Origin of the sequence: Streptomyces sp. NPDC047014, assembly GCF_040644195.1 — a bacterium.
GTDB lineage: Bacteria > Actinomycetota > Actinomycetes > Streptomycetales > Streptomycetaceae > Streptomyces.
Genome location: NZ_JBEYVX010000014.1, coordinates 1 through 12,652, shown reverse-complemented (window position 1 = coordinate 12,652; position 12,652 = coordinate 1). Strand labels below are relative to the sequence as shown.

Genomic DNA, 12,652 nt, shown 5'->3' with positions numbered 1-12,652 from the left:
GCGCGCAGCATGCGCAACCGCGAATCGGGCCGCGGGCGCGAACACCGACACGGGGGGTCTCAACGGTGAGTACGGCCGGGACGACGGGTTTCTGCAGGGTCACCGTCGTGGCCCCCGACAGCCGGATCGACGTGGCCCTCCCCGAGGACATCGCCGTCGCCGACGTCTACCCCGAACTGCTCCGGCTCACCGGCCAGACCCAGCCCGTCGGCGCCCCCACCGGCTTCCACCTCGTCCGCCGCTCCGGCACCGTCCTCGACGGCGCCCGCACCCTCGCCGCCCAGCAGGTCCTCGACGGCGAAGTGCTCAGCCTGCGCCCCTTCGCGGAATCCCTGCCGCCCGCCGTCTTCGACGACGTCTCCGACGCCGTCGCCTCCGCCGTCGTCCGCGACCGGCACCGCTGGAGCGACGACATGCTGCGCGGCGCCGGACTGGCCGGTTCCGCCGTCCTCCTCCTCATGCTCGGCCTCGTCCTCTGGTACGCCGACCCCGTCCGCCACGACATGCACGGCCTGCCCGGCATCGTCGCGGGCGCCCTCGGCCTCCTGCTCACCGCCGTCGCCGGGGTCCGTGCCCGCGTCTACCGCGACCGGCTCACCGCCACCGCCCTCGGCCTCGGCGCCCTGCCGCTGCTGCTGATCGCCGGCTCCGGGATCACCGGCCCCGCCGCCGGCCACGGCCCCGGCCGCCTCCAGTTCCTGCTCGGCTGCGTCTGCGTCCTCGTCGCCTCCGTCGCCCTCGTCGCCCTCACCCCCAGCGGCGACGCCCCCTTCGTCGCGGCCACCTTCCTCGCCGCCACCGGCACCCTCGCCACCTTCGCCGCGATCGCCACCGGGGCCTCCGCGACCGGCACCGCCGCCGTCTGCGCCCCCGTCGCCATCGGCCTCGTCGCCTTCCTCCCGGGCCTGTCCGCCCGCTTCGCCCGGCTGCCCATCGGCTACGCCGCCCCGCACAGCGCCACCGAGGACTACCAGACGCCCGACCGCTACGAGACCGAGCCGTACGGCGACCGGCCCGGCACCGACCCGGCCGAGCAGGCCGCCCCGCTCGACGCCGAAGCCATCGCCGCCCAGGCCCGCCGCGGCCACGAGATGCTGCTCGGCCTCGTCGGCGGCTGCTCCGCCGTCGCCGTCGGCGCCGCCGCCGTCCTCGGCTTCTCCGACAGCACCTGGGCCCGCCTGCTCGCCCTGGCCACCGGCCTCGCGATGCTGCTGCGCGCCCGCCTCTTCCGCTACACCTCCCAGGTGGTGTGCGCCCTCACCGCCGGGCTCGCCGCCGTCGCCCTGCTGGTCCTCGGCCTGGCGCTGCACCCGCCGGCCGCCCTGCGCGAAGCGCTGCTGCTGGAGCAGGACCGGGCCGGGCTGGACCTGCGTACCCTCTGGCTGACGGCCGCCGTCGCCGCCGGCGCGGCCCTCCTCGCCGGAATTGCGCTGGTCATTCCCCGCACGGGTCTGTCACCCTTCTGGGGGCGGCTGCTCGACCTCACCGAGGCGGCGGTCCTGCTCTGCCTGGTGCCCCTGGCCCTGGCCGTGCTCGATGTCTACGCCCGGGCCCGCGCTCTCACCAGCTGAGACGAGCCCGAGCGGCAGCCTGGTACGCTGTGTGACGGCCGTTTGTGTACGCGCCTCCGGAACGCTCTGGGGGCTGCGCTCAGCGGACCCCGCCTCCCGAGTCACGGAAGCTCCCCAGAGAATTCGACCTGGGGCACTCGGCGGCAATGAAGACCCAAACGAGGAGTACGCGTGCCGCTCGACGCCGCTACGAAGAAGCAGATCATCACCGAGTTCGGTACCAAGGAGGGCGACACCGGCTCCCCCGAGGTCCAGGTCGCGATGCTGTCGCGCCGCATCTCGGACCTGACCGAGCACCTCAAGACCCACAAGCACGACCACCACTCCCGTCGTGGTCTGCTGATCCTGGTCGGCCAGCGTCGCCGCCTGCTGCAGTACCTGGCCAAGAAGGACATCCAGCGCTTCCGTACGCTGGTCGAGCGCCTCGGCATCCGCCGCGGTGCGGCCGGCGCCAAGTAAGACGTGTGAAGGGAGCGGTTCCCACATTTCCGGGGGCCGCTCCCTTTGCTGTACGTGCGCTACGGACCGGACCCTTTGTAATCTGGAACGGACGCACGTGTACGTCCGACGACGAGACGTGCACAACTGAAGAGGAGGAGCGCCCTCCCACGCCGCCGGTCCTCGGTAGTGGCACCCGGAATGCCCCAGGAGGGCAACGAACCGGATGCTTCGATCGAAGACCGGCCCGCACGCCAGGAGCGCTTCTCCGCAACCGTCCACCGCCACACGGGCGGCGGACGGAGACGACGAAAATGGAGAAGACACTGGTGGAGAACGAGACCCACTACGCCGAGGCCGTCATCGACAACGGCTCCTTCGGCACCCGCACCATCCGCTTCGAGACGGGCCGCCTGGCCCGCCAGGCCGCCGGCTCCGCCGTTGCCTACCTGGACGACGACACGATGGTGCTGTCCGCCACCACCGCGTCGAAGAAGCCCAAGGACCAGCTCGACTTCTTCCCCCTCACGGTGGACGTCGAGGAGCGGCAGTACGCGGCCGGCAAGATCCCCGGCTCCTTCTTCCGCCGCGAGGGCCGCCCCTCCGAGGACGCGATCCTCACCTGCCGCCTGATCGACCGCCCGCTGCGCCCGTCCTTCAAGAAGGGCCTGCGCAACGAGATCCAGGTCGTCGCCACGATCATGGCGCTCAACCCGGACCACCTGTACGACGTCATCGCGATCAACGCCGCGTCCGCGTCCACCCAGCTGGCCGGCCTGCCCTTCTCCGGCCCGATCGGCGGCGTCCGCGTCGCGCTGATCCGCGGCCAGTGGGTGGCGTTCCCGACGCACACCGAGCTCGAGGACGCCGTCTTCGACATGGTCGTCGCGGGCCGCAGCCTGGAGGACGGCGACGTCGCGATCATGATGGTCGAGGCCGAGGCCACCGAGAAGACCATCGCCCTCGTCAAGGGCGGCGCCGAGGCGCCGACCGAGGAGATCGTCGCGGCCGGCCTGGAGGCCGCCAAGCCGTTCATCAAGGTCCTCTGCAAGGCCCAGGCCGACCTCGCCGCCAAGGCCGCCAAGCCCGAGGGCGAGTTCCCGGTCTTCCTGGACTACCAGGACGACGTGTACGAGGCCCTCGCGGCCGCCGTCAAGGGCGAGCTCTCCCAGGCGCTGACCATCGCGGGCAAGCAGGACCGCGAGGCCGAGCTGGACCGCATCAAGGAGATCGCCGCCGAGAAGCTCCTCCCGGCCTTCGAAGGCCGCGAGAAGGAGATCTCCGCCGCGTACCGGAGCCTCACCAAGGCCCTGGTCCGCGAGCGCGTCATCAAGGACAAGGTCCGCATCGACGGCCGCGGGATCACGGACATCCGTACCCTCGCCGCCGAGGTCGAGGCCATCCCGCGCGTGCACGGCTCGGCGCTGTTCGAGCGTGGCGAGACCCAGATCCTGGGCGTCACCACCCTCAACATGCTCCGCATGGAGCAGCAGCTGGACACCCTCTCCCCGGTGACCCGTAAGCGCTACATGCACAACTACAACTTCCCGCCGTACTCCGTCGGCGAGACCGGCCGCGTCGGTTCGCCGAAGCGCCGCGAGATCGGCCACGGCGCGCTCGCCGAGCGCGCGATCGTGCCGGTCCTCCCGACCCGCGAGGAGTTCCCCTACGCGATCCGCCAGGTGTCCGAGGCCCTCGGCTCCAACGGTTCGACGTCCATGGGCTCGGTCTGCGCCTCCACCATGTCGCTGCTGAACGCCGGTGTGCCCCTCAAGGCCCCCGTCGCCGGTATCGCCATGGGCCTGATCTCCCAGGAGATCGACGGCAAGACCCACTACGTCGCCCTCACCGACATCCTCGGTGCGGAGGACGCCTTCGGCGACATGGACTTCAAGGTCGCCGGCACCAAGGAGTTCGTCACCGCGCTCCAGCTGGACACCAAGCTCGACGGCATCCCGGCCTCCGTCCTGGCCGCGGCCCTCAAGCAGGCCCGCGACGCCCGCCTCCACATCCTCGACGTGATGATGGAAGCGATCGACACCCCGGACGCCATGTCCCCGTTCGCCCCGCGGATCATCACCGTCAAGATCCCGGTGGACAAGATCGGTGAGGTCATCGGCCCCAAGGGCAAGATGATCAACCAGATCCAGGAGGACACCGGCGCCGAGATCACGATCGAGGACGACGGCACCATCTACATCGGTGCCTCCGACGGCCCGGCCGCCGAGGCCGCCCGTGCCACGATCAACTCGATCGCCAACCCGACCATGCCGGAGGTCGGCGAGCGCTACCTGGGTACGGTCGTCAAGACCACCACCTTCGGTGCCTTCGTCTCCCTCATGCCCGGCAAGGACGGCCTGCTGCACATCTCGCAGATCCGCAAGCTCGCCGGCGGCAAGCGCGTGGAGAACGTCGAGGACGTGCTCGCGGTCGGCACCAAGGTCCAGGTCGAGATCGCCGAGATCGACCAGCGCGGCAAGCTCTCCCTGATCCCCGTGATCGAGGGCGAGGACGCCGCGGACGAGGCTGACAAGGACGACTCCGACAAGTGACGTCGCGTAGTTCCCGTGTGACGGCCCGCCCCTCCTCGGAGGGGCGGGCCGTCGCCCGTACCCAAACCCTGCTCAAGGGCGAGAACGGCATCGGCACCGTCCGGCGCACCGTCCTCCCCGGCGGACTGCGCGTCGTCACCGAGACGCTGCCCTCCGTCCGCTCCGCCACCTTCGGCATCTGGGCGCACGTCGGCTCCCGCGACGAGACCCCCGCCCTGAACGGCGCCACGCACTACCTGGAACACCTCCTCTTCAAGGGCACCGGCAAGCGCAGCGCCCTCGACATCTCCTCCGCGATCGACGCGGTCGGCGGCGAGATGAACGCCTTCACGGCGAAGGAGTACACCTGCTACTACGCGCGGGTCCTCGACACCGACCTGCCGCTGGCCATCGACGTCGTCTGCGACATGCTCACCGGCTCGCTGATCCGCGAGGAGGACGTCGACGCCGAGCGCGGGGTCATCCTCGAAGAGATCGCGATGACCGAGGACGACCCGGGCGACATGGTCCACGACCTGTTCGCGCAGACCATGTACGGCGACAGCCCCCTGGGCCGCCCCGTCCTCGGCACCGTCGACACGATCAACGCCCTCGGCGCCGACCGGATCCGCCGCTTCTACAAGAAGCACTACGACCCCACCCACCTGGTCGTCGCCGCCGCCGGCAACGTCGACCACCACAAGGTCGTCCGCCAGGTCCGCGCCGCCTTCGAGAAGGCCGGCGCGCTCACCCGCACCGACGCCGTCCCGATCGGCCCGCGCACCGGCACCAAGCGCCTGCGCACCGCCGGCCGCGTCGACCTGGTGGGCCGCAAGACCGAGCAGGCCCACGTGGTCCTCGGCATGCCCGGCCTCGCCCGCACCGACGAGCGCCGCTGGGCCCTGGGCGTACTGAACACCGCCCTCGGCGGCGGGATGTCCTCCCGGCTCTTCCAGGAGGTCCGGGAGAAGCGCGGCCTCGCCTACAGCGTGTACTCGTACACCTCGGGCTTCGCCGACACCGGCCTCTTCGGCGTCTACGCGGGCTGCCGGCCCAGCCAGGTCCACGACGTGCTGCGGATCTGCCGCGACGAGCTGGACAAGGTCGCCTCCGAAGGACTCGGCGACGAGGAGATCAGGCGGGCCGTAGGCCAGCTCTCCGGCTCCACCGTCCTCGGCCTGGAGGACACCGGCGCGCTCATGAACCGCATCGGCAAGAGCGAGCTGTGCTGGGGCGACCAGATGTCGGTCGACGACATGCTCGCCGAGATCGCCGCGGTCACCCCGGACGACGTACGGGCGGTGGCACAGGATGTACTGGCCCAGCGCCCCTCGCTCGCGGTGATCGGCCCGCTCAAGGAGAAGCAGGCCGCACGCCTCGACGAGGTCGTCGCCTAGTTTCCGTACGGAGGTAAGGAAAGACTATGAGCAAGCTGCGCGTGGCCGTCCTCGGGGCACAGGGCCGCATCGGCTCCGAGGCCGTCCGGGCCGTCGAGGCCGCCGAGGACATGGAACTGGTCGCGGCGCTCGGCCGCGGCGACAAGCTGGAGGCGCTGACCGAGGCCGGGGCCCAGGTCGCCGTCGAGCTGACCACCCCCGGCTCGGTGATGGAGAACCTGGAGTTCCTCACCGGCCACGGCATCCACGCGGTGGTCGGCACCACCGGCTGGAACGAGGACCGCCTCGCGCAGCTGAACACCTGGCTCGCCGCCTCCCCGGAGACCGGGGTGCTCATCGCCCCGAACTTCTCCATCGGCGCGGTCCTCACCATGAGGTTCGCCGCCCAGGCCGCCCGCTACTTCGAATCCGTCGAGGTCGTGGAGCTGCACCACCCGAACAAGGCCGACGCCCCCTCCGGCACCGCGACCCGGACGGCCCAGCTGATCGCGGCCGCCCGCGCCGAGGCCGGCCTCGGCGCCCAGCCGGACGCCACCGCCACCGCCCTCGACGGCGCCCGCGGCGCGGACGTCGACGGGGTCCCGGTGCACGCCGTCCGCCTGCGCGGCCTCCTCGCCCACCAGGAGGTCCTCCTCGGCGGCGAGGGCGAGACCCTGACCCTCCGTCACGACTCCCTGCACCACAGCAGCTTCATGCCGGGCATCCTGCTCGGCGCGCGCCGCGTGGTGCGCACCCCGGGCCTCACCTTCGGCCTGGAACACTTCCTCGACCTGGGCTGACCGGACTGATTCACGATGCGCGCGAAGATCACGTACTTCCTCACCGCGGCCGTCCTGGTCGTGTACTTCGTCCTGGTCGGCAGCCGGGGTCTGATGCTGATCCAGCAGGGCACCTGGCTCACCGTCACCTTCGGCGGGGCCGTGCTGATCCTGCCGGTCATCGGCGTCTGGTTCCTGTGGAAGAACACCCAGTTCGTCACCCGGGCCAACCAGCTCGCCGGCGAGCTGGAGGCCGAGGGCGGGCTGCCCGTGGACGAGCTGGAGCGCGACCAGTACGGCCGCATCCTGCGCGACTCCGCCGACGAGGTCTTCGCGCGCCGCAAGGCCGAGACCGAGGACGCCCCGGGGGACTGGCGCAGCTGGTTCCGCCTGGCCGTCGCCTACCACGACGCCCGGGACACCCCGCGGGCGCGCAAGGCCATGCAGCGCGCGATCGCCCTGCACGACAAGAAGCCCGTACAGGTCTGACACCTGTACGGGCCTCCCGCGGCCTGTCCCCGCCACCCGGGGACCGGGTGTCAGGCGGGCACCGGGCTGCGGTACTCCTCGGCCCAGGCGCCGACCAGGTCGGCGGCCCGGTCGAACGCCTCGCCCCGGGACAGGAAGTCGGCGCTGTGGTCGGTCAGCAGCACCGGCGGCTCCGCCTCGCCCCGCCCCGACATGGTCAGCGCCTGACCCTGCACGGTGCGCGGCAGGCCGAGCCAGCGCACGGGCTGCTGCACGGTGCGCAGCTCGCCGATCTCGTTCCAGGCGGTGGTGCGGGTGCGGAAGAAGCCGACCCGGCGCAGCCCCGTGCGGTTCACCCAGACGCCGACGCGCAGCATCTGCAGCGCCGAGCCGAGCACCGCGAGGGCGGCCACCAGACAGGCCAGGGCGCCGCCCCAGCCGCCGGCGAAGGCGACGATCATCGTGGCGAGCAGCATGAAGGCGGACAGCAGGAGCAGCAGCGCGGCGAGGGCCACGCGCCACGGGCCCGGGCGGTAGGGCCGCCGCCAGCGCTCGTGGTCGGCATGGGCCAGGACCTCGTCTTCGTCCGCGTCGGTTACGCCGTCGGCCGTCAGGAAGGGCAGGGGCACGGCTGGACCTCACTCACATGCACGTTCGGTTGGGCTGTGCCCGTGAGGCTACCGCCCCTGGGACGCCGCCGACTGCTGCGACTTCTCCGGCACCTTGACGGGCTGCAGCGCGGGCATCCCGAAGAGCAGTGAGCCGGCGAGCCCCGCGACCACGGTCAGCCCGACCAGAGTACGGGCCGCCAACTGGGCCTTGCCCAGGCGCTCGCGCGGCGGGGGAGTGACATTGCTGCGGAAACGGTCGGCTTCGGAGACGAAGGCGAACGGAACGGGTTCGCGCCGGAGGAACATCAGGACGAATCTCCTCGGGGTCGGGGTGGGATGTGCGCTCTCCCCGTAGGACGAACGGGCGGCTCAATTGGTGCCGGTTTTCGGGGCATTAGGCAAAATTCATGGCTGTGTGTCAGCTGTGCGCCCGCTGTGTCCCGGCCGTACGGCACTCCGCCCGCCGCGTGCGCCCGCGCGGGGGGCCGCCGGCGGCGCCGTAGAGTGGGCGCGCCCCAGGACGCACGTGTGGAAGGACCCCCGGTGAGCGAGACCGCCGCTTCAGATCTGAAACCCAGTTTCCGCAGCGAGGTGACGGTGGAGCTGGTGAAGCACTCCGCCGCCGACTCCGACGTGCTGTGGGCGGCCCGGGTCTCCACCGCGGGCGAGCAGTCCCTGGACGAGCTGCGCAAGGACCCGGAGCGCTCGCGCGGGCTGATCAACTACCTGATGCGCGACCGCCACGGCAGCCCCTTCGAGCACAACTCGATGACCTTCTTCATCAGCGCCCCGATCTTCGTCTTCCGCGAGTTCATGCGGCACCGCGTGGGCTGGTCCTACAACGAGGAATCGGGCCGCTACAGGGAGCTGGAGCCGGTCTTCTACGTCCCCGACGCCGAGCGGAAGCTGGTCCAGGAGGGCCGCCCCGGCAAGTACGTCTTCGTCGAGGGCACCCCGGCGCAGCAGGAGCTGACCGCGCGCGTCATGGAGGACTCCTACGTACGGGCGTACGAGGCGTACCAGGAGATGCTGGCCGCGGGCGTGGCCCGCGAGGTGGCCCGCTCGGTCCTGCCGGTGGGCCTGTTCTCCTCGATGTACGCCACCTGCAACGCGCGCTCGCTGATGCACTTCCTCGGCCTGCGCACCCAGCACGAGCTGGCGGCGGTCCCGTCCTTCCCGCAGCGGGAGATCGAGATGGTCGGCGAGAGGATGGAGCAGCACTGGGCGCAGCTCATGCCGCTCACGTACGCGGCCTTCAACGCCAACGGACGCGTTGCCCCGTAAGGCCCGGTACACCCCTGGCGTACAGATCCGCCGAGTCAAGTGCGAAGTGTCCGTATTGCGGCGTTTCGTAAAGTTCATCTAGGCTGATCAAACGGACCCGGCACTGCTTGAACCCCCGAGCAGGCAGTGCCGGCGTCCAACACCCCGTTGACGTCCCCCGAGGGGACACCGCGAGCATGGCAGCGAGTAGCGTGTTACCCATGGCTCCGATCTCGACTCCGCAGACCCCCTTCGGGCGGGTCCTCACCGCCATGATCACGCCGTTCACGGCTGATGGCGCACTCGACCTCGACGGCGCGCAGCGTCTCGCCGTCCACCTGGTGGACGCAGGCAACGACGGCCTGATCGTCAACGGCACCACCGGTGAGTCGCCCACCACCACCGACGCGGAGAAAAACGACCTCGTACGAGCCGTGGCGGAGGCCGTCGGAGACCGCGCCCACGTGGTCGCCGGCATCGGCACCAACGACACCCGCCACACCCTGGAGCTGGCCCGCGCGGCGGAGAGCGCCGGCGCGCACGGCCTGCTCGCGGTCACGCCGTACTACAGCAAGCCCCCGCAGGAAGCCCTGTACCGGCACTTCACGGCCGTCGCAGACGCCACCGGGCTGCCGGTCATGCTCTACGACATCCCCGGCCGCAGCGGCGTCCCGATCGACACCGAGACCCTGGTCCGGCTGGCCGAGCACCCCCGTATCGTGGCCAACAAGGACGCCAAGGGAGACCTCGGCGCCGCCGGCTGGGCCATCGCGCGCAGCGGCCTGGCCTGGTACTCCGGTGACGACATGCTGAACCTGCCGCTGCTGTCGGTCGGCGGCGTCGGCTTCGTCTCCGTCGTCGGCCACGTGACCACCCCCGAGCTGCGGGCCATGCTGGAGGCGTACCTCGCCGGGGACGTCCAGAAGGCCACCGAGATCCACCAGAAGCTGCTCCCGGTGTACACGGGCATGTTCCGTACCCAGGGCGTGATGACCACCAAGGCCGCACTGAACCTCCAGGGCCTGCCCGCGGGCCCGCTGCGCCTGCCGCTGATCGAACTGAGCGCCGAAGAGACGGCCCGGCTCAAGATCGATCTTGCTGCGGGCGGGGTACAGCTCTGACAACAGACTTCACAACCGAATAAGCACGAACGAACAACAGCAGAAGCAGACACAGCAAGTGCACGAATGCACGCGCGCCACGTGCCTTCCGGGGTGCGTGGCGTGTGTGGTGAGGAGAACCTTTTGAGCCATCCGCATCCGGAACTCGGTCCGCCGCCGAAGCTGCCCAAGGGCGGCCTCAGGGTCACCCCCCTGGGTGGTCTCGGCGAGATCGGCCGCAACATGACCGTCTTCGAGTACGACGGCCGACTGCTGATCGTCGACTGCGGCGTCCTCTTCCCCGAGGAGGAGCAGCCGGGCATCGACCTGATCCTGCCGGACTTCTCGTCCATCCGGGATCGTCTCGACGACATCGAGGGCATCGTCCTCACCCACGGCCACGAGGACCACATCGGCGCCGTCCCCTTCCTCCTGCGGGAGAAGCCGGACATCCCGCTGATCGGTTCCAAGCTGACGCTGGCCCTCATCGAGGCCAAGCTCCAGGAGCACCGCATCCGCCCCTACACCCTTGAGGTGAAGGAAGGCGAGCGCGAGGCCCTCGGCCCCTTCGACTGCGAGTTCATCGCCGTCAACCACTCCATCCCGGACGCCCTCGCGGTCGCGATCCGGACCGGCGCGGGCCTGGTCGTCGCCACCGGCGACTTCAAGATGGACCAGCTCCCGCTGGACCGCCGCCTGACCGACCTGCACGCCTTCGCGCGGCTGAGCGAGGAGGGCATCGACCTCCTCCTCTCGGACTCGACGAACGCCGAGGTCCCGGGCTTCGTCCCGCCGGAGCGGGAGATCTCCGGCGTCCTGCGGAACGTCTTCGCGAACGCCCACCACCGGATCATCGTGGCCAGCTTCGCCAGCCACGTGCACCGCATCCAGCAGATCCTGGACGCCGCCCACGAGTACGGCCGCCGGGTCGCCTTCGTCGGCCGCTCGATGGTCCGCAACATGGGCATCGCCCGCGATCTGGGCTACCTGCGGGTCCCGGCCGGTCTCGTCGTGGACGTGAAGACCCTCGACGACCTGCCGCCCGAGGAGGTCGTACTGGTCTGCACCGGTTCGCAGGGCGAGCCCATGGCGGCACTGTCCCGCATGGCGAACCGCGACCACCAGATCCGGATCGTCCCCGGCGACACCGTGGTCCTGGCGTCGTCCCTGATCCCGGGCAACGAGAACGCGGTCTACCGTGTGATCAACGGCCTCACCCGCTGGGGTGCCAATGTCGTGCACAAGGGCAACGCCAAGGTGCACGTCTCGGGCCACGCCTCCGCCGGCGAGCTGCTGTACTTCTACAACATCTGCAAGCCGCGGAACCTGATGCCGGTCCACGGCGAATGGCGCCACCTGCGCGCCAACGCCGAGCTCGGCGCGATGACGGGTGTCCCCAAGGACCGCATCGTCATCGCGGAGGACGGCGTGGTCGTCGACCTGATCGACGGCAAGGCCCGTATCGCGGGCAAGGTCCAGGCCGGCTACGTGTACGTGGACGGCCTCTCGGTCGGCGACGTCACCGACGCGTCCCTCAAGGACCGCCGGATCCTCGGCGACGAGGGCATCATCTCGGTCTACGTCGTCGTGGACAGCACCACCGGCAAGGTGGTCAGCGGCCCGAACATCCAGGCCCGCGGTTCCGGCATCGACGACGGGGCCTTCGGCGCCGTCATCACCAAGATCGAGGAGGCCATCGCCCGTGCGGCGGCCGACGGTGTGGCCGAGCCGCACCAGATCCAGCAGCTCATCCGCCGCACGATGGGCAAGTGGGTCTCGGACAGCTACCGCCGCCGCCCGATGATCCTTCCGGTCGTCGTCGAGGTCTGATGAGGACCCGGCCGTAGCGACCCGACGGGAGCGGGGCAACCGGATTTGCGTCCGGGGGCCCCGCTCCAGTACGTTTACGTCTCCACCCCGCACGAACCCCCGGCACACACGTGTGTCCGGCCGCGTCGTGCGGGCGGGTGGGAATCGGACCGCAGGAACTCCTGATATGGTCTGATCCGCCCGAAAGGGAAAGGCCCTCCGAAGGCCATCGGAATTCCAATCCAGGTCGGAAACGACACGGAAAAGAATCTGATAGAGTCGGAATCGCCGGAAAGGAAAGCGCGAAAGCGAAGACCTGGAAAGCACCGAGGAAATCGGACACGGAAAACGTCTGATAGAGTCGGAAACGCAAGAACAAAGCAACACAGCAGAACGAAAGCCCGGAGGAAAACCCGCGAGGGTGAGTACGAAGGAAGCGTCCGTTCCTTGAGAACTCAACAGCGTGCCAAAAATCAACGCCAGAAGTTGATACCCCGTCCACTTCGGTGGATGAGGTTCCTTTGAAAAAGACCTGTGAGGTCGCCTTCGGGTGATGCTTGCAGGCAAAAAAACACAGCGAGGACGCAGTGGTGTGTCGGCCATATTCCGGCCATGACATGCCCGCTCAACGTGATGTGTGCACCCGATTACGGGTAAACATTCATGGAGAGTTTGATCCTGGCTCAGGACGAACGCTGGCGGCGTG

The 12,652-nt window shown here is 70.0% G+C and carries 11 protein-coding genes; 9 read left to right on the top strand and 2 right to left on the bottom strand.

The features are described from left to right. Positions 1–65: 65 nt before the first annotated feature. The 6 genes from eccD (at position 66) to ABZ873_RS11585 (ending at position 7,184) form a co-directional block, all read left to right on the top strand. Positions 66–1,571, top strand: coding sequence for a type VII secretion integral membrane protein EccD (eccD, locus tag ABZ873_RS11610; RefSeq protein WP_360868849.1), 1,506 nt, complete (start codon positions 66–68; stop codon positions 1,569–1,571). A 171-nt stretch (positions 1,572–1,742) separates the two neighbouring features. Beyond that, on the top strand, positions 1,743–2,030 hold the full coding sequence (gene rpsO / locus ABZ873_RS11605; protein ID WP_360868846.1) for a 30S ribosomal protein S15: 288 nt from the start codon (positions 1,743–1,745) through the stop codon (positions 2,028–2,030). A gap of 308 nt (positions 2,031–2,338) precedes the next feature. After that, complete coding sequence (locus ABZ873_RS11600; protein WP_360869063.1) at positions 2,339–4,561, top strand: polyribonucleotide nucleotidyltransferase; 2,223 nt, start codon at positions 2,339–2,341, stop codon at positions 4,559–4,561. After that, entirely contained in the window at positions 4,558–5,937 is a 1,380-nt protein-coding gene (locus ABZ873_RS11595; RefSeq protein WP_360868844.1) for a pitrilysin family protein, read from the top strand. Before ABZ873_RS11600 ends, ABZ873_RS11595 begins: the two co-directional genes overlap by 4 nt. A 26-nt stretch (positions 5,938–5,963) precedes the next feature. Then, on the top strand, positions 5,964–6,716 hold the full coding sequence (gene dapB, locus ABZ873_RS11590; protein WP_360868841.1) for a 4-hydroxy-tetrahydrodipicolinate reductase: 753 nt from the start codon (positions 5,964–5,966) through the stop codon (positions 6,714–6,716). Positions 6,717–6,731: 15 nt separating this feature from the next. Beyond that, positions 6,732–7,184, top strand: a complete 453-nt coding sequence (locus ABZ873_RS11585) for a hypothetical protein (RefSeq protein ID WP_360868839.1) — start codon at positions 6,732–6,734, stop codon at positions 7,182–7,184. Positions 7,185–7,234: 50 nt separating this feature from the next. Here ABZ873_RS11585 and ABZ873_RS11580 read toward each other — a convergent pair whose 3' ends face one another. Both ABZ873_RS11580 and ABZ873_RS11575 read right to left on the bottom strand, forming a co-directional pair. Continuing rightward, entirely contained in the window at positions 7,235–7,792 is a 558-nt protein-coding gene (locus ABZ873_RS11580; protein ID WP_360868837.1) for a hypothetical protein, read from the bottom strand. Positions 7,793–7,840: 48 nt separating this feature from the next. Continuing rightward, positions 7,841–8,080 carry a hypothetical protein gene (locus tag ABZ873_RS11575; protein WP_360868834.1) on the bottom strand — a complete coding sequence of 80 codons (240 nt, stop codon included), beginning with the start codon at positions 8,078–8,080 and terminating at the stop codon, positions 7,841–7,843. 237 nt (positions 8,081–8,317) lie between these two features. Between ABZ873_RS11575 and thyX the strand changes: the two genes are divergently transcribed. The 3 genes from thyX to ABZ873_RS11560 all read left to right on the top strand — a co-directional run bounded on the left by thyX (position 8,318) and on the right by ABZ873_RS11560 (position 11,967). Continuing rightward, complete coding sequence (gene thyX / locus ABZ873_RS11570; protein ID WP_360868832.1) at positions 8,318–9,058, top strand: FAD-dependent thymidylate synthase; 741 nt, start codon at positions 8,318–8,320, stop codon at positions 9,056–9,058. Positions 9,059–9,258: 200 nt separating this feature from the next. Then, a complete protein-coding gene (gene dapA, locus ABZ873_RS11565) occupies positions 9,259–10,158 on the top strand; it encodes a 4-hydroxy-tetrahydrodipicolinate synthase (protein ID WP_360868829.1) in 900 nt (299 codons plus the stop codon). A 123-nt stretch (positions 10,159–10,281) separates the two neighbouring features. After that, positions 10,282–11,967, top strand: coding sequence for a ribonuclease J (locus ABZ873_RS11560; RefSeq protein WP_360868826.1), 1,686 nt, complete (start codon positions 10,282–10,284; stop codon positions 11,965–11,967). Positions 11,968–12,652 lie beyond the last annotated feature (685 nt).

Coding starts and splice junctions, on each gene's coding strand:
- ABZ873_RS11575 (WP_360868834.1), bottom strand. CDS start 8,080: ATGTTCCTCCGGCGCGAACCCGTTCCGTTCGCCTTCGTCTCCGAAGCC.
- dapB (WP_360868841.1), top strand. CDS start 5,964: ATGAGCAAGCTGCGCGTGGCCGTCCTCGGGGCACAGGGCCGCATCGGC.
- dapA (WP_360868829.1), top strand. CDS start 9,259: ATGGCTCCGATCTCGACTCCGCAGACCCCCTTCGGGCGGGTCCTCACC.
- ABZ873_RS11585 (WP_360868839.1), top strand. CDS start 6,732: ATGCGCGCGAAGATCACGTACTTCCTCACCGCGGCCGTCCTGGTCGTG.